At 71.1% G+C, this 15,353-nt stretch carries 18 protein-coding genes; 11 read left to right on the top strand and 7 right to left on the bottom strand.

Translation table 11 applies throughout. The annotated features are described in order from the left end of the window. Window positions 1-50: 50 nt before the first annotated feature. Window positions 51-482, top strand: a complete 432-nt coding sequence (locus ACWGDX_RS16350) for an ATP-binding protein (RefSeq protein ID WP_453626112.1) — start codon at window positions 51-53, stop codon at window positions 480-482. 485 nt (window positions 483-967) lie between these two features. Here ACWGDX_RS16350 and ACWGDX_RS16355 read toward each other — a convergent pair whose 3' ends face one another. The 3 genes from ACWGDX_RS16355 to ACWGDX_RS16365 all read right to left on the bottom strand — a co-directional run bounded on the left by ACWGDX_RS16355 (window position 968) and on the right by ACWGDX_RS16365 (window position 2,920). Next, complete coding sequence (locus ACWGDX_RS16355; protein ID WP_453626114.1) at window positions 968-1,441, bottom strand: C40 family peptidase; 474 nt, start codon at window positions 1,439-1,441, stop codon at window positions 968-970. A gap of 509 nt (window positions 1,442-1,950) precedes the next feature. Then, window positions 1,951-2,259, bottom strand: coding sequence for a hypothetical protein (locus tag ACWGDX_RS16360; RefSeq protein WP_363085311.1), 309 nt, complete (start codon window positions 2,257-2,259; stop codon window positions 1,951-1,953). Between the two features lie 7 nt (window positions 2,260-2,266). Further along, entirely contained in the window at window positions 2,267-2,920 is a 654-nt protein-coding gene (locus ACWGDX_RS16365; protein ID WP_453626116.1) for an ATP-dependent Clp protease proteolytic subunit, read from the bottom strand. A gap of 68 nt (window positions 2,921-2,988) precedes the next feature. Here ACWGDX_RS16365 and ACWGDX_RS16370 point away from each other — a divergent pair, with 68 nt between their 5' ends. After that, complete coding sequence (locus ACWGDX_RS16370; protein WP_453626117.1) at window positions 2,989-3,339, top strand: type II toxin-antitoxin system Phd/YefM family antitoxin; 351 nt, start codon at window positions 2,989-2,991, stop codon at window positions 3,337-3,339. A gap of 189 nt (window positions 3,340-3,528) precedes the next feature. Here ACWGDX_RS16370 and ACWGDX_RS16375 read toward each other — a convergent pair whose 3' ends face one another. After that, on the bottom strand, window positions 3,529-4,521 hold the full coding sequence (locus ACWGDX_RS16375; protein ID WP_453626119.1) for an ABC transporter permease: 993 nt from the start codon (window positions 4,519-4,521) through the stop codon (window positions 3,529-3,531). A gap of 142 nt (window positions 4,522-4,663) precedes the next feature. Here ACWGDX_RS16375 and ACWGDX_RS16380 point away from each other — a divergent pair, with 142 nt between their 5' ends. From ACWGDX_RS16380 to ACWGDX_RS16415, 8 genes are all read left to right on the top strand, one after another. After that, window positions 4,664-5,305: a TetR/AcrR family transcriptional regulator gene (locus tag ACWGDX_RS16380; RefSeq protein WP_453626121.1), complete on the top strand. Its 642-nt coding sequence runs from the start codon at window positions 4,664-4,666 to the stop codon at window positions 5,303-5,305. 145 nt (window positions 5,306-5,450) lie between these two features. After that, on the top strand, window positions 5,451-5,753 hold the full coding sequence (locus tag ACWGDX_RS16385) for an urease subunit gamma (protein ID WP_066955873.1): 303 nt from the start codon (window positions 5,451-5,453) through the stop codon (window positions 5,751-5,753). A gap of 13 nt (window positions 5,754-5,766) precedes the next feature. After that, window positions 5,767-6,078, top strand: coding sequence for an urease subunit beta (locus ACWGDX_RS16390; protein WP_093599025.1), 312 nt, complete (start codon window positions 5,767-5,769; stop codon window positions 6,076-6,078). Then, on the top strand, window positions 6,071-7,792 hold the full coding sequence (locus ACWGDX_RS16395) for an urease subunit alpha (RefSeq protein WP_453626123.1): 1,722 nt from the start codon (window positions 6,071-6,073) through the stop codon (window positions 7,790-7,792). Before ACWGDX_RS16390 ends, ACWGDX_RS16395 begins: the two co-directional genes overlap by 8 nt. Next, window positions 7,792-8,487: an urease accessory protein UreF gene (locus ACWGDX_RS16400; RefSeq protein ID WP_453626125.1), complete on the top strand. Its 696-nt coding sequence runs from the start codon at window positions 7,792-7,794 to the stop codon at window positions 8,485-8,487. The genes ACWGDX_RS16395 and ACWGDX_RS16400 overlap by 1 nt, the downstream gene beginning before the upstream one ends. 142 nt (window positions 8,488-8,629) lie before the next feature. Then, window positions 8,630-9,307: an urease accessory protein UreG gene (gene ureG / locus ACWGDX_RS16405; protein WP_453626127.1), complete on the top strand. Its 678-nt coding sequence runs from the start codon at window positions 8,630-8,632 to the stop codon at window positions 9,305-9,307. Further along, window positions 9,304-10,044: an urease accessory protein UreD gene (locus tag ACWGDX_RS16410; protein WP_453626129.1), complete on the top strand. Its 741-nt coding sequence runs from the start codon at window positions 9,304-9,306 to the stop codon at window positions 10,042-10,044. The genes ureG and ACWGDX_RS16410 overlap by 4 nt, the downstream gene beginning before the upstream one ends. Window positions 10,045-10,204: 160 nt before the next feature. Then, a complete protein-coding gene (locus ACWGDX_RS16415; RefSeq protein WP_453626197.1) occupies window positions 10,205-11,764 on the top strand; it encodes an alpha/beta hydrolase in 1,560 nt (519 codons plus the stop codon). A 56-nt stretch (window positions 11,765-11,820) separates the two neighbouring features. Here the strand turns inward: ACWGDX_RS16415 and ACWGDX_RS16420 are convergent, their stop codons facing one another. Together ACWGDX_RS16420 and ACWGDX_RS16425 are read right to left on the bottom strand one after the other, a co-directional pair. Continuing rightward, window positions 11,821-12,852, bottom strand: coding sequence for an NAD-dependent epimerase/dehydratase family protein (locus ACWGDX_RS16420; protein ID WP_453626199.1), 1,032 nt, complete (start codon window positions 12,850-12,852; stop codon window positions 11,821-11,823). 85 nt (window positions 12,853-12,937) lie between these two features. Beyond that, window positions 12,938-13,654 (bottom strand): lysophospholipid acyltransferase family protein, encoded by a 717-nt coding sequence (locus ACWGDX_RS16425; protein WP_405986796.1) that lies wholly within the window; start codon window positions 13,652-13,654, stop codon window positions 12,938-12,940. A gap of 233 nt (window positions 13,655-13,887) precedes the next feature. On the opposite strand from ACWGDX_RS16425, the gene ACWGDX_RS16430 reads away from it, so the two are divergent. Further along, window positions 13,888-14,268: a VOC family protein gene (locus ACWGDX_RS16430; RefSeq protein ID WP_453626131.1), complete on the top strand. Its 381-nt coding sequence runs from the start codon at window positions 13,888-13,890 to the stop codon at window positions 14,266-14,268. Window positions 14,269-14,552: 284 nt separating this feature from the next. On the opposite strand, the gene ACWGDX_RS16435 is transcribed toward ACWGDX_RS16430, so the two are convergent. Continuing rightward, window positions 14,553-15,086: a DUF6328 family protein gene (locus tag ACWGDX_RS16435; protein WP_382855568.1), complete on the bottom strand. Its 534-nt coding sequence runs from the start codon at window positions 15,084-15,086 to the stop codon at window positions 14,553-14,555. Window positions 15,087-15,353: the final 267 nt, after the last annotated feature.

A 15,353-nucleotide genomic window follows, 5' to 3' on the forward strand; every position in this document is an offset into this window, starting at 1 on the left:
CATCCGCACTGCGGCGGAGTCAGGTCCGGCGGGAAAGGGACGGCGTCGCCATGGCAGACCATCAGGAAGCATCCATCACGCTGCCGAGCGATCCCGCGTCGGTACCGGCGGCGCGAAGATATGTCGCGGACCTGCTGACGGAGTGGGGTCTGCCGGGCCAGGCGGAGACGGCCGACACGGTGCGGCTCATCGTCTCGGAGCTCGCGACCAACGCCGTGCAGCACACCTTCGGCCAGTCGCCCACGTTCACCGTGGAGATCGTGCTCGACCGGGACGAACGACTCCGGGTCGGCGTCACCGACAGCCATCCGCGCTGGCCGCAGCGGCTGCCGGCGGCCGTGCAGCAGGACAACGGCCGGGGCATGGTGATCGTCCGCTCGCTGGCGGCGGAGAGCGGCGGGGAAGTGTCCGTCACGCCGACCCCGGAGGGCGGCAAGACGGTCTGGATCGCGCTGCCCTGGACGGTCCCGGTCCAGAGCTGACCGGCACACGGCGGCGGACATCCGCGTGCGTGTCCCGCGTCGCACGTCCCGCGTCCTGTGCCGCACGTCCCGCGTCCCATGTCCCGCCTCCCGGCGGGGAGACGGCGGGACGGGCGGCGCACGGTTCGTGACCGGCGCTGTGTTGTTGGCGCGGACCCGTGTCCCGTCCTGGCCAGGGACGGGACACGGGGCGTTCCGCGGCGGCCTGGGACGGACCGCGCGTGTTCCTTGTACCGGCCTGGTGCGGCCGGGGATCCGGGCGTTCCGTCCCCGTGCCGGCGGGGGAACGGAACGCGTGCTGTTCCACGACGGCCTGGGACCGGCCGCGTGTTCCGCCGGTACTCACCGGCGGGGTGGTGTGCCGCCCGGTCAGGACCGGGCGGGTGCCGTGCGCCGGTCCACGGGGGGCCGGGACCGGACATGTTTCTCGGGGGGCCGTTCCGGACCGGCCGGGCGCGCACCGGCCGGTCCAGGACGCGCCACGCTCAGTTCACCCGGCCGTACAGGACGCTCCGGGACCAGATCCGTTCGAGCCTTACCAGGGCACCGGTCTTGGGCGAGTGCCAGATCTTCCCGCGGCCCGCGTAGATACCGACGTGGTAGACGTAGCCACCCGCGTGGAAGAACACCAGGTCGCCCTTGCGTCGGTGGGACGCCGAGATATGGCGGGTCCCGTTGTACTGCTGATGAGCGGTGCGCGGGAGCTTCTTGCCGGCCTTCTTGAACGAGTAGAGCGTCAGGCCCGAGCAGTCGAAGCGATGGGGTCCGGTGGCCCCCCACTGGTACGGCGAACCTTCCTTGGAGGCGGCCACCCGGAGCGCCTTGACGGCGCGCGCGGCGGCGTGGGCCTCGGGCGTGGCGCCGGGCGCCAGTATCGTTCCCCCGACCGTAGCGAGGGTGAGGACCGATACGGCACCGGCCCGGGACAGCAGAGACGGGACATATGTCTGCGCATTCATGCGCAACCCTTCGTCAGCCGCCTGTGAAGGATGACCTGTCGGGTTCGGACAGGCGAAGATGCCCGGCCGCGTCAGCGGCTTCACCCCAAGGGACGGTCCACGTACGCACACGTGGTCGTCCCGTACTGCTCGGGTCCTCCACTCCTGCCGATCCACTCCTGTCGACCAGACATCCGGAACGGCGGCAGGACTCGGCGTCCGCCCGGACCGCCCCGCCGGGGGTGGCGGGGGCTTGTCGTCCCAGGGATCTTGACGCGTAATCAGATGATTTCCGAGACGCAACGACGTTATGTGAAGTTCGTCACGTCTGATCCGTACGGGTGGCGAAGCGGCGTGTTGTACCGGGGCCCGGACCCTGATGAGGCCCATACCTGCACGGCAGTTGGGGGGCGCTTCCCGCGTCCGGCCGCTTCGCGCAACTTGTGTCCCCCGGAGTGTCCGGAAGATCCGTCCCCCGAAAGGCCGAGCCGCTCCCGTACGGACGCGTCCATACGGGAACGGAAACAGGCTCAAGTCGTGTCTTCGGGGGGCATTGTGACGCGCCCGGCGCGTCGCTCACCGTCGAGCACCCGCAGCGCACGGGCGAGCGTCGCCGCGTGCAGTTCTGTCTCACCGCGCATGTGCATCGCCGTCAGGGCGTCCCGCAGCGCGACCGCTTGCGCGGGGAGCGCCTGGGCCGCGCGCAGTGCGCTGTAGGTGTCCGAGCCGCGCGCCGGGTTGATCCGGCCCAGCAGATCGAGGACATGGAGAAAGCTGTCGACGAGATCTCCCTCGGCGCGGGTCAGCGCGGGCAGCGGGGGCAGTTCCGGTGGCAGCATCGGCGTGTCACCGCCCGCCGGGGGATCCGAAGGGGTGTGCCGCGCCGAGGGACGTCTTGCGGTTCCGGACCACGTGATCGATCAGACCGTACGCCTTCGCGTCGGCGGCGGTGAAGATCCTGTCCCGTTCGATGTCCTCGGCGATTCGCGGTTTGCTCTGGCCGGTGTGCCGTACGAGAAGCGACGCGAGCATGGCGCGCAGCCGCAGAATCTCCTCCGCGTGGATCATCAGATCGGACGGCTGGCCCCGGACGGGCTCCTCGATGGCGGGCTGCTGGACGACGACACGGGCACCGGGCAGCGCCATCCGCTTTCCGGGGGTGCCAGCCGCCAGCAGTACCGCGGCGGTCGAGGCGGCCTGCCCGAGACAGGTCGTCTCCACGTCGCAGGTGACGAGCTGCATCGTGTCGTAGATCGCGGACATGGCGCTGACCGAGCCGCCGGGGGAGTTGATGTAGAGGCAGATGTCCCGGTCGGGCGCGGCGTATTCGAGATGGAGGAACTGCGCGATCACATCGTTGGCCGCGGTGTCGTCGACGGCGGTGCCGAGGAAGATGATCCGCTCCTCCAGGAGCTTGGAGTACGGATCGAGGGTGCGGGTCCCGCCGGCCGTCCGCTCGGTGAACTCGGGCAGGACATAGCGGGCCGAAGGATGGCTCATGGCGTACCTCTCCTCATGCACGGCCCTGTAAAAAATGTACAGGACGTACAGACAGTTATGATGGAACCATGGCCTACGAGATTCCGGTGACGCAAGCCCGAGCCGAGCTAGCCGATCTGATCAACCGTGTCGTGTACGGCGGTGAGCGAGTGGTCGTGACCCGGCACGGAAAGCCGCTCGTCGCCCTGGTCTCCGCCGCTGACCTGGAACGACTCGAAAGCGAGCAGGAGGCGGCCGAGGAACGGGTGATCAGCGCGGTCTCCACCATCCGCTCCGCGCCGTCCGCTCCGGGCGAACGGCGGCGTTTCGGCATCGCGGCCGAGCACGGCACCGAGCCGCGGTCCGAGACCCGTCCCGAGACCCGGTCCGACACCCGCCCCGGGCACCGTTCGGAACACCGCGGCCCCGAGCGCGAGTAGATCCGGGAGCGCGGACGGCCCCGGCAGGCGGCACGGGCGGGGCGGGCGGCGGCGGGCGAGGGCGTACGGAAAGGCCGCGCGCCCCCGTCCGCTGGAACGGGGGCGCGCGGTCACGTCCGGATTCCGGCCTGGATTCACCGGCCTCCGGCCGGACAGGACCCGGCCGGACCCGACTCCTCCGGCCGGGGCTCAGCCGACCAGGGCCGGTTCCGCCGCGCGGGTCTCCACGGCGGCGGGGGTCCGCCCGCGCACGCGCGCGCCCACCAGCACCGCCGCGAGACCGAGCACCACCCACACCGAGAGCGTCAGCAGTGACGCCCTGGCGCCGGCGCCGTCGAAGAACGCGACCGAGCGGATCAGCGAGCCTCCGGCGCCCGGCGGCAGCAACTGGCCGATCAGCCCGATGGGCTCCGGCAGCATCTGGGGCGCGCTCGTCACCCCTGAGAACGAGTTGCCCAGGAACACCATCAGCAGACCTCCGAGGCCGAGCCCCGCCTGTCCGAGCAGTGCGGCGAGCCCGGCGGCCCCCGCGCTCATCGCCAGAACGGTCAGCCCGATCGCCCCGGCCTCCGTCCACCAGTCACCGGTGATCGCCTCCAGCCAACTGCCCGCCACCGCGGTGGCGGCGATTCCGACGAGTGCCGCCGCGCCGGCCAGGGTGACGGCCGCCCGCGCGCCGCGCAGCCCCAGGAGGGTCACCACCGCGCCGGTCGCGATCCCGGCCATCGAAAGCGGCAGGACACTCGCGCCCAGCACACTGCCCCGGGCGTCCCCGGCCGGCGTGGGCACGACATCGGTCACCGGTATCTCCGTGCCGGCCGGAGCCTGCGCGGTCACCGCCTGGGTGAGGAACTGGGCCACCATGGGCCCCGCCGCCGTGGCCGTCAGCAGTCGCGTCCCCTCCGGGGTGGCCACCACCGCGCCGTATACGACCCGGTCCTCGATGGCCTGCCGGGCGGCGGCCTCGTCGGCGTAACGGTGGACCTCGAAGGCTCCCTCCCGCTGCCCGAAACCCTTCTCCAGCTGAGCCGTCGCGGTGGCCGGCCCCGCTATCCCGACCGGCAGGTCCTGGGGGGCGATCCGGGCGGCGGGCCAGGCGAAGACCCAGAGGGCCAGTGCCACGGCAACGGGGACAAGGACCATCACCGCGATCATGCGCCGTGTCGTCGCTGGAGCGGACATGGCTGGAGCGGACATGGTGCGCCTCGATTCAGAGATCGTCGGGGGGAGACCAAAGAGAAGGATCGTTCGTTTTACTACTCCGTCACTGTTCCCGGAGATCCAGAACCTTGTCAAGAAGGAATGTTCGTTTTACGTTGACCGCATGGCCCGCGTATCCCAGGAACACCTCGACGCCCGCCGCCGGCAGATTCTCGACGGCGCCGCTCACTGCTTCGCCCGCAACGGCTTCCACGCCACGTCGATGCAGGACGTCCTGCGCGAGGTCGATCTCTCCGCGGGCGCCGTCTACCGCTACTTCAGCGGCAAGGAGGAGCTGATCGGGGCCATCGTCACCGAGGTGCTCGACGAGGTCAGGGACGCGTTCGAGACGGCGGCGCTCCGGCGGCCGCCGGAGACCCCCGACATCCTGGTCGAGCATGTGATGGAACGGGTGCTGGCGACCGATGCCGGGGTCAAGGCGGGCGGTCCGTCCGGACTGGCGCGTCTGCTCATCCAGGTGTGGACCGAGACCCTGCGCAACGAGGAACTGGCGGCGCTGATGCGCGACGGGTACGAGAAGGTCCGCGCGGCGTGGATCAAGGTGGTGGAGGCCTATCAGGAGGCCGGACTGATGCGCGCGGACATCCCCGCGGGTGATATCGCCAGGACCATGATCGCTACCTGCCAGGGGTTCGCCGCTCAGCACGCGCTGTTCGGGGAGGTGCCGATCAAGGTGCTTCAGAACGGGGTACGGGGTCTGATGTCCATGGGCGGGCCGGCCACGGCAGCTCCGGAGGCCGGTTAACGCGCCGGAAAAACTTCCGCCCTAACGTGCCAACCCCGACCGCCGGCGATTCCCGGCACCCTGTTGCGGTTCAACAGAGTGTTGATGTTGGCTGGGGTTCCGCTGCGCCCGGCCGCCACCGGGCCGGAGACGATGAGGTGGAAGCGTGCAACTGACCCCGCACGAACAGGAACGCCTGCTCATCCATGTGGCAGCGGATGTGGCGGCCCGGCGCAGGGCGCGCGGGCTGCGGCTCAACCACCCCGAGGCGGTCGCGCTGATCACCTCGCACATCCTCGAAGGCGCCAGGGACGGCCGTACGGTCGCCGAACTCATGGCATCGGGACGGAAGGTGCTCGGCCGGGCCGATGTCATGGAAGGCATCCCCGAGATGATCCATGACGTACAGGTGGAGGCCACCTTCCCCGACGGCACCAAGCTGGTCACCGTCCATGACCCGATCGTGTGAGGAAGGAGCGCCGATGATTCCCGGGGAGATCCTGTACGCCGACGAACCCGTGGCCCTCAACGAGGGCCGCGAGGTCACCCGGCTCACCGTCCTCAATGTCGCCGACCGCCCCGTCCAGGTCGGCTCCCACTACCACTTCGCCGAGGCCAACCCCGGTCTGGAGTTCGACCGCGCCGCCGCGCGCGGCAAGCGGCTGCACATCGCCGCGGGTACCGCCGTCCGCTTCGAACCCGGAATCCCCGTCGACATCGCACTCGTACCCCTCGCCGGTCTGCGTGTCGTACCGGGACTGCGGGGAGAGACCGGAGGTCCTCTCGATGACTGAGCTGTCCCGCGCCGTGTACGCGGATCTCTTCGGCCCCACCACCGGCGACCGGATCCGGCTCGCCGACACCGATCTGTTCGTCGAGATCGAGGAGGACCGCTCCGGCGGGCCCGGACGCGCCGGGGACGAGGCGGTGTTCGGCGGGGGCAAGGTGATCCGCGAGTCGATGGGCCAGTCCCGTACGACCCGGGCCGAGGGCGCGCCCGACACCGTGATCACCGGCGCCCTGATCATCGACCACTGGGGCGTCGTCAAGGCCGACATCGGGGTACGGGACGGCCGGATCACCGGGATCGGCAAGGCCGGCAACCCCGACACCATGGACGGGGTCCACCCCGATCTGGTCATCGGTCCCGAGACCGAGGTCATCGCGGGCAACGGGAAGATCGTCACCGCGGGGGCGATCGACGCGCACGTCCACTTCATCTCGCCGACCATCGTCGAGCAGGCGCTGGCCACCGGGGTCACCACCCTGGTCGGCGGCGGTACGGGACCCGCCGAGGGCACCAAGGCCACCACCGTCACACCGGGAGCCTGGCATCTCGCCCGGATGTTCGAGGCGTTGGAGGCCTTCCCCGTCAACATCGGTCTGCTCGGCAAGGGCAACACCATGTCGCGCGACGCGATGCGCGCCCAACTGCGGGGCGGCGCGCTCGGGTTCAAGATCCATGAGGACTGGGGCGCCACCCCCGCCGTCATCGACGCCTGTCTGAGTGTCTGTGAGGAGTCCGGTGTCCAGCTCGCCATCCACACCGACACCTTGAACGAGGCGGGCTTCGTGGGGGACACCCTCGCGGCGATCGCGGGGCGCACGATCCACGCCTACCACACGGAGGGCGCGGGCGGCGGGCACGCGCCGGACATCATCACCGTCGTCGGGGAGCCGTACGTACTGCCCAGCTCCACCAATCCGACCCGGCCGCACACCGTCAACACCATCGAGGAACACCTCGACATGCTGATGGTCTGCCACCATCTCAATCCGGCCGTGCCCGAGGATCTCGCCTTCGCGGAGTCCCGTATCCGGCCGTCCACCATCGCCGCCGAGGACATCCTGCACGACCTCGGCGCCATCTCGATCATCTCCTCCGACGCCCAGGCCATGGGCCGGGTCGGCGAGGTGATCATGCGGACCTGGCAGACCGCGCATGTGATGAAGAAGCGCCGGGGCGCGCTGCCCGGGGACGGCCGGGCCGACAACCACCGCGCGCGCCGCTATGTCGCCAAGTACACCATCAACCCGGCGATCGCCCAGGGCCTCGACCACCGGATCGGCTCCGTCGAGACGGGCAAGCTCGCCGATCTGGTGCTCTGGGACCCGGCCTTCTTCGGGGTGAAACCCCAGCTCGTCATCAAGGGCGGACAGATCGCCTACGCGCAGATGGGCGATGCCAACGCCTCCATCCCCACTCCCCAGCCGGTGCTGCCGCGCCCGATGTTCGGCGCGCTGGGCCGGGCGGCGGCGGCCGGCTCGTTCAACTTCGTCGCGGAGGCGGCGATCGAGGACGGACTGCCCGAACGGCTCGGTCTGGCGAAGGAGTTCACACCGATCGGCAACACCCGGCGGATCACCAAGGCCGATATGCGGGAGAACGACGCGCTGCCGCGGGTCGAGGTCGACGCCGACACCTTCACGGTGACCATCGACGGCGAGCCGGTCGAGCCCGCGCCCGCCGCCGAACTTCCGCTCGCCCAGCGCTACTTCCTCTTCTGATGAGCGTGTCTCCGGCCCCCGCGGGCCGCGCCGCGCTGCTGGTGCTCGCCGACGGACGCTTCCCCGCCGGCGGCCACGCCCACTCGGGCGGCGCGGAGGCGGCCGTGAAGGCGGGCAGGATCCGTGACGCACGGGACCTGGCCGTCTTCTGCCGGGGCCGGCTGCACACCACCGGACTGACCGCGGCGGCACTGGCCGCCGCGGCGGCCGGGGGGACGGACCCGCTGGAACTGGACGAGGCGGCCGACGCCCGTACCCCCTCACCCGCGCTGCGGGCGACCGGGCGCAGACTCGGCCGTCAGCTGATGCGCGCCGCCCGCGCCGTCTGGCCGGGACCGGAGCTGGAGGCGCTCGCCGCCGCCCGGCCGCGCGGCGCGCACCAGCCGGTGGTCCTGGGCCTCACCGCGCGCTCCGCCGGGCTCACCCCCGAGGACGCCGCGCACTGCGCGGTGTACGAGACGGTCAGCGGGCCCACGACCGCGGTCGTACGGCTCCTCGGTCTCGATCCGTTCGAGGCCACCGCCGTTCTCGCCCGGCTCGCACCCGACCTCGACACGGTCGCGGAGCGGGCCGCCGAGTACGCGCGGCGCGCGGCGCACGAGGGGACCGGGGCGCTGCCCGCCGCCTCGGCGCCACTGCTCGACATCACGGCGGAGGCCCATGCCGCCTGGCCCGTAAGGCTGTTCGCCTCATGACCCCGCCCGGTACCCGGCCTCCCGGCTCCCGTCGCCGGCACCGCGCCTCCCGGCTCTCCACCGCAGGCGCCGGGCCTCCGGGCTCCTGACTGACTACGCCCCCCCCGTACCGTCCCCGCGAACCCCCGACAGGAGCCGCACCATGCATCTCGACCACAGTCACCACGGCCCCGCCGCCGTCAGCGCGGACGCCACTCGGCCGGACGGCCGGCGGCGCGCGCTCCGTATCGGTCTGGGCGGCCCCGTCGGCTCGGGCAAGACCGCGACCGTCGCCGCGCTCTGCCGTGCCCTGCGCGACCGGCTCTCGCTCGCCGTCGTCACCAACGACATCTACACCCGCGAGGACGCCGAGTTCCTGCTGCGTGAGGCCGTTCTGCCGCCCGAGCGGATCCAGGCCGTGGAGACCGGCGCCTGCCCGCACACCGCGATCCGCGACGACATCTCCGCCAATCTCGAAGCCGTCGAGGATCTGGAGGACGCGGTGGGACCGCTCGATCTGATCCTGGTCGAGTCCGGCGGCGACAACCTCACCGCCACCTTCTCCAAGGGCCTCGTCGACGCGCAGATCTTCGTCATCGATGTGGCGGGCGGCGACGACATCCCGCGCAAGGGCGGGCCCGGTGTCACCACCGCCGATCTGCTGGTGGTCAACAAGACGGACCTCGCCCCGTACGTCGGCTCCGACCTCGGCAGGATGGCCCGCGACGCCAAGGAGCAGCGGGGTGAACTCCCCGTGCTCTTCACCTCGTTGAAGGACGAGGGCGGGGTCGGGCCGGTCACGGACTGGGTGCTCGGGCGGCTGTCCGACTGGACCGCATGAGCGTCCGCGCCACCGCCCGTATCGTCGCGACCCCCGCCGGACTGCCGGTGCTCGCCGGCGAGGGACCGCTCGCGCTGCGCCGTACCCGCGCCACCGGCCCCGGCGCCCGTGTCACCGTCGTCGGCGCGATGAGCGCGCCGCTCGGCGGCGACCGGCTCGCCATCGAGACCGAGGTACGGGACGGGGCCCGGCTGACCGTCGACGCCGCCGCGGCGACGGTCGCCCTGCCCGGCCGGGCGCCGGGACCCGCCCACTACGACGTGCGGTTGACGGTCGGTGAGAACGCCGAGCTGAGCTGGCTGCCGGAGCAGCTCGTCTCCGCGCACGGCAGCGAGCTGCGGATGCGTACCCGTGTCGAACTCGCCGCCACCGCACGGCTGACACTGCGCGAGGAACAGATCCTCGGACGCCACGGTGAAGAGCCCGGCACCCTGTTCACCCGGCTCACGGTGGTGCGCGCCGGACATCCCCTGCTCGACCAGGAACTCGCCTACGGCCCCGGGGCACCCGCCGGCTGGGACGGTGGAGCGGTCCTCGGCGGCCACCGGGCCGTCGGCCAACTCCTCCTCGCCGGACCGGAGTTCGAGGAGAAACCGGCCGCGCCGCGGCTGCTGGGGGAGACCGCCGTACTCACCCCGCTCGCCGGACCCGCCGTACTGATCACGGCCGTCGCGCCCGACGCCCTGCGGCTGCGGCGCGTACTGGACGAGGCGCTGGGCACCGCCGCGTACCGCTGAGCGGGACGGCGTTCACCGGTTATCGCTTCGGTAAAGAAACGCCGGTACGGCCTGTTCTCGGTGACCTCACAGAGAAAGGATCCCGGGGAGTCCTATCGACGCGCGTTGCGCGAGCGGCGCGCGGCACACAAGGGGGAGGTTCCACTTGAGACGCACAGCAGTGCTCGGTTCGGCCGGCACTCTGCTCGCGGGCGCGCTCATAGCGAGCGCGATGACCGTTCCGGCGAACGCCGACGGCCGTCACCACGGCGATCCGGCGGCGTCCGGCGTCACGGTCGCCGCGGACCGGGCCGCGAAGAAGGGCATCGACTGGCAGGACTGTCCGGCCGACTGGTCACTGGAGCAGCCCATCCAGTGCGGCTATGTCACCGTGCCGCTCGACTACGGCAAGCCGAACGGCCGGCAGATCAAGCTCGCCGTCGACCGTATCGGCAACACCGGCACGGCGGACCAGCGCCAGGGCGCGCTGATCTACAACCCCGGCGGTCCCGGTGGCTCCGGCATGGCGTTCCCCCGCCGTGTCGTCACCAAGAACGCCATCTGGGCGGACGCGGCGAAGGCGTACGACTTCGTGGGCTTCGACCCGCGCGGAGTCGGCCGCTCGACACCCATCTCCTGTGTCGACCCGACGGAGTTCGTCAAGGCGCCCAAGCTCGACCCCGTCCCCGACAGCGAGGCCGACAAGCGCGCCCAGCGCAAGCTGGCGGCCGAGTACGCGGACGGCTGCAAGGAGCGCAGCGGCTGGATGCTGCCGCACATGACGACGCCCAACACCGCGCGGGACCTGGATGTCATCCGGGCCGCGCTCGGTGAGAAGAAGCTCAACTACCTGGGTGTCTCCTACGGCACCTACCTCGGCGCCGTCTACGGCACGCTGTTCCCGACGCATGTGCGCCGGATGGTCGTCGACAGTGTGGTGAACCCGTCGAAGGAGAAGATCTGGTACCAGGCCAATCTGGACCAGGACGTCGCCTTCGAGACACGGTTCCAGGACTGGATGAAGTGGGTCGCCCAGAACGACGCGACCTTCCACATCGGTGCCACCGCCGCCCAGGTCGAGCGGCAGTGGGAGAAGCTGCGGGCCGCGGCCAAGAAGAGCCCGATCGGCGGGGTCGTCGGTCCCGCCGAGCTGATCGGTCTGTTCCAGGGCGCGCCCTACTACGATTCGAGCTGGGTGCCGGTCGCCTCGGTCTGGAGCGACTATCTCGCCGGCGACACCCAGGCGCTCATCGACGCCGCCGCGCCGGATCTGTCCGACACCAAGGGCAACGCCTCGGCGGAGAACGGCAACGCGGTCTACACCGCCGTCGAGTGCGCCGACGCCCAATGGCCCACGAGCTGGCGGACCTGGGACCGGGACAACACCCGGCTCCACCGCGATCACCCGTTCCTCACCTGGGCCAACGCCTGGCTGAACCTGCCGTGCGCCACCTGGGGTGTCAAGCAGCAGACCCCGGTGGAGGTCAAGACCGGCAAGGGACTGCCGCCGGTGCTGATCACGCAGTCCACGCGTGACGCGGCCACGCCGTACGAGGGCGCGGTCGAGCTGCACAAGCGGTTCAAGGGCTCGCGTCTGATCACCGAGCGGGACGCCGGTTCGCACGGCATCACCAACGTGGTCAACCCGTGCATCAACGACCGGGTCAAGGCCTATCTGCTGACCGGCGCGCTGGACAGCGCCGATGTGACGTGCGCTCCGCACGCCACGCCGAAGCCGTAGGACCTGCCTCAGCCGAGGCGAGGGGGCGGCCGGTCCTACCGGCCGCCCCCTTTCCGTCACCCGGCGCCCTGGTCGTACCCCTTCAGCCAGGCGTCCTCCGCCGCGTAGTCGAAGAGCCCGTCGGGCCCGTAGTTCCTGGCCATCTTGGGGAACGCGTCCGTCCACTCCCGGCCGCGCAGCTCGCCGGTCAGCCAGGCGACCGTCTCCGGCAGCGACTCGGTGTAGCCGGTGACCGGCCGATACCCCAGCTCCCGCGCCGCGGCGGTCATGTCGTAGACCACGGGGTGCTCGATGGCCCAGGGGTGGTCCCCGACGGTGCCCTGCGGCGGCCCGTCCAGCAGCACCGTCTCCGTCTCCCGGCCCAGCACCGTGTCGATCGCCCCGCCGATCTCCGCGACCGTCGGCGCCTGCGGATCCCCGGCGTTGAGCACCCGGGAGCCGGGCTTCAGCGCGGCGAGTCTGATCAGCTCGGCCAGATTGGCGACATGGACGGGATGGAAGCGGCTCCGGCCGCCGTACGCCAGCACGCGCCGTGTACGGCCGTCCAGCAGCCGCTTGACGAAGTACAGCTCGCGCGGTGAACGGCAGTACGGACCGTGGATAGCGCCCGCCCGCAGCAGCGTCACCGGCAACGCCTCGCCCGCGGCGAGCAGTTCCCGCTCCAGCAGCACCTTTCCCGTGCTGTACGTCGTGTCGCCCGGGGCCACGGTGGGCTGGGTCTCCGGGATCGGCACCGGATAGCGCGGAGCGCCGTCCGGCGCGTCCTGGGTGTCGAAACCACGGCCCCGGCCGTCCTCGTACACCGCGCCGCTGGAGATGACGACCGCGGAGCCGATCCGGTCCGCGAGTCCCGTCAGCTGGCCGGCGTGCTTCCCTCCGTAGGCCACCAGATCGACGAGCACGTCGGTCCCGTCGCCCAGCAGGGCGGACAGCGCCGCGCCGTCCTCCCGGTCCAGCCGTACCGCCCGTACCCCACCGGGCCAGCGTTCATCCCCGCCGCCGCTGAGGGAGGCGGCGGTCACCTCCCAGCCGTCCTCGGCGAGAGCCTGTACGGCGACGCGGCCCGTCTGTCCCGCCGCACCGATCACCACTGCGTTTCCCCTGGTCATACGGTGACGCTAAAGGCACCTGGCGGCGCGCGCCCAGGGGCTTTCGCCGGTGGCGGATCCGCTGTCAGCGTGGCCGCCGCCGGAACTTTCGCGCCGGCTCGCTCTTCGCCTGCTCGGCCTTCACCTCGGCCGCGTAGCGGTCGACGTACTCCTGTCCGGACAGCCCGAGGATCGCGTACATGATCTCGTCGGTGACCGCGCGTACCGCGGCCTTCTGGTTCTCCAGACCGGCGTAGCGCGCGAACTCCAGCGGCTCACCGAAGCGGATCGTGACCCTTCTGATCCGGGGTACGACCTGACCGGGCGGCTGGATCTCGAACGTACCGACCATGGCGCACGGCACCACAGGCACCTGCCCCCTGATCGCCATCACCGCGACCCCGACCTTGCCCTTGTAGAGCCGTCCGTCGTGCGAGCGGGTGCCCTCCGGATAGATCCCCAGCAGCTCGTCCTTGGCCAGCACCCCCAGCCCCTCCCGGATCGCCGCCTTTCCGGCCTCCTTCCCGGAGCGGTCGACGGGGATCTGCCCGGCGCCGCGGAAGAAGAACGCGGTCAGCCGCCCCTTGAGACCGGGACCGGTGAAGTACTCGGCCTTGGCGAGAAAGGTGATACGCCGCTTGAGGATCGCGGGCATCAGGAAGTGGTCGGAGAACGAGAGATGATTGCCCGCGATGATCGCCGGGCCCTCGGCCGGAATGTGTTCGAGCCCCTCGATCCGGGGCCGGAAGAGCACGCGCAACAGGGGACCCAGCAGCACGTATTTGAGCACGTAGTAGAACACAGGGTGCGCTCCTCACTGGCCCGACCGGCTCCAGGACGGCGTTGTCCCAGGTCAACCGGGTTCCCGGCGGACGCAAGTGTATGTGCAGGTGTCGTCCGTTGTAACCGTCTCCGGACGGACCCATGGCGTCGGCGGCGTGTGGTGTCCGCGCATGGCCCTCTCCTGTGGCGGCGGGGCTACGGATGCCGACCGCGCCACGTGTGTGCGCCGTCACAGCGGGCAGGCGTTCCCCCATGACGGTGACCAAGACCAGCGTGCTCGTCCTGGACAGTGCCGAACCTGTCGAACTCGCGGGCTTCTACGCGACCTTCCTCGGCGCCGAGACCCGGATCGGGAAGAACCCGGACTTCGTGGAGATCGTCGGCCATGACGGGGTCCATCTCGCGATCCGCAGGGATCATGGCCACGCGCCCGCGAGCTGGCCGCGTCCCGAGAGCTCCCAGCAGGCGCATCTGCGGATCCTGGTGGCCCGGGACGACATGGACGAGGCGGAGCGCGAGGCGATCGGTCTGGGCGCCAGGCCGCTGGAGACGAAGGACAACGGCGGCCCGCGCGACACACGGATCTACTCCGACCCGGCCGGACACCCCTTCACACTGGCCGCCCTGCCCTGACGGCACCGGCCGGGTCGATGGCACCGGCCGGGTCGCGGACCCCCTGGTCCGGCTACGTCAGCGCTATCAGGACAGCCAGCAACTCGACCGACAGCGCGAGTGTTCCGTACAAGAGGATCGCACCGACCGGCCGCACCGGATCGCCGGCATCGGCGCGCAGTAGCGTCAGATGCGCGGCCAGCGCGGCCGGTACGGATACGCAGTAGACGACCGCGGCGTACAGCAGCCAGCCAGGAGCGTCCTGCCACGGACCGAGCGCGGCCCCCCGGTCCGTGGCACTTCGGTCAGTCGTTGTCGGTGAGGCGGTAGCGGGCCCACAGGGGGAGGGCGAACCAGCACAGCAGGTACCAGGCGACCACGGTGGAGACCAGCCACGGTACGAACCCGTTGTGGGTGGCGGCGCGGAGTACCAGGAAGAGGGCGGACGTCAGGGTGGCCAGCAGCAGGACCATACCGGTGAACGTCAGCCTCGAAGCCCAGACGACGGCCTGGGGTTTGATGCGCCGTCCGGAGACGATCCGGTGGAAGGCCACCGGCCCGATCAGCGCTCCCGTGGCGAGCGCGCCGAGCACCACGGTGACGATGTAGATGGTCTTGTCGGTCTGTTCCAGGGCCTGGAAGTGCGGGGTGAAGACCACGGTCAGCAGGAATCCGAAGAGGATCTGCACCCCGGTCTGCGTCACCCGTATCTCCTGGATGAGTTCCTGCCAGCGCCTGTCGGCCCGCTCGTCGGCGGTCTCCTCGCGGCCTCTCCGGGCGCCGGTGCCGGACCGCGCCTCCGGGGAAGCGGCTTCTGGGGATGCGTCACTGGGGTTCACTCGTCCTCCGGGAGGTAGCGGCTCGGTGCCGTCCGTCTACCCCGGCCTTCGCACAAGAGGCCTGGGGGCCTGGAGGGGGCCGTGTCCGGAACACGGTCCGCCTCGGCTTCCCATACGGCGCGCGGCCCGGCTCCCCTCCCTGCGCCGCAGAAAGCTCCGCGGGACGGCCGGGGAGGACACCAGACGGGTCCATACCCGCCCCCGGGGGGCTCACCGGGGGGGGCGGTCCGGATCCAAGCGGCTGACGGGGATGACCAGGCGGGCCGG

It is taken from the genome of Streptomyces sp. NPDC055025, assembly GCF_053608565.1.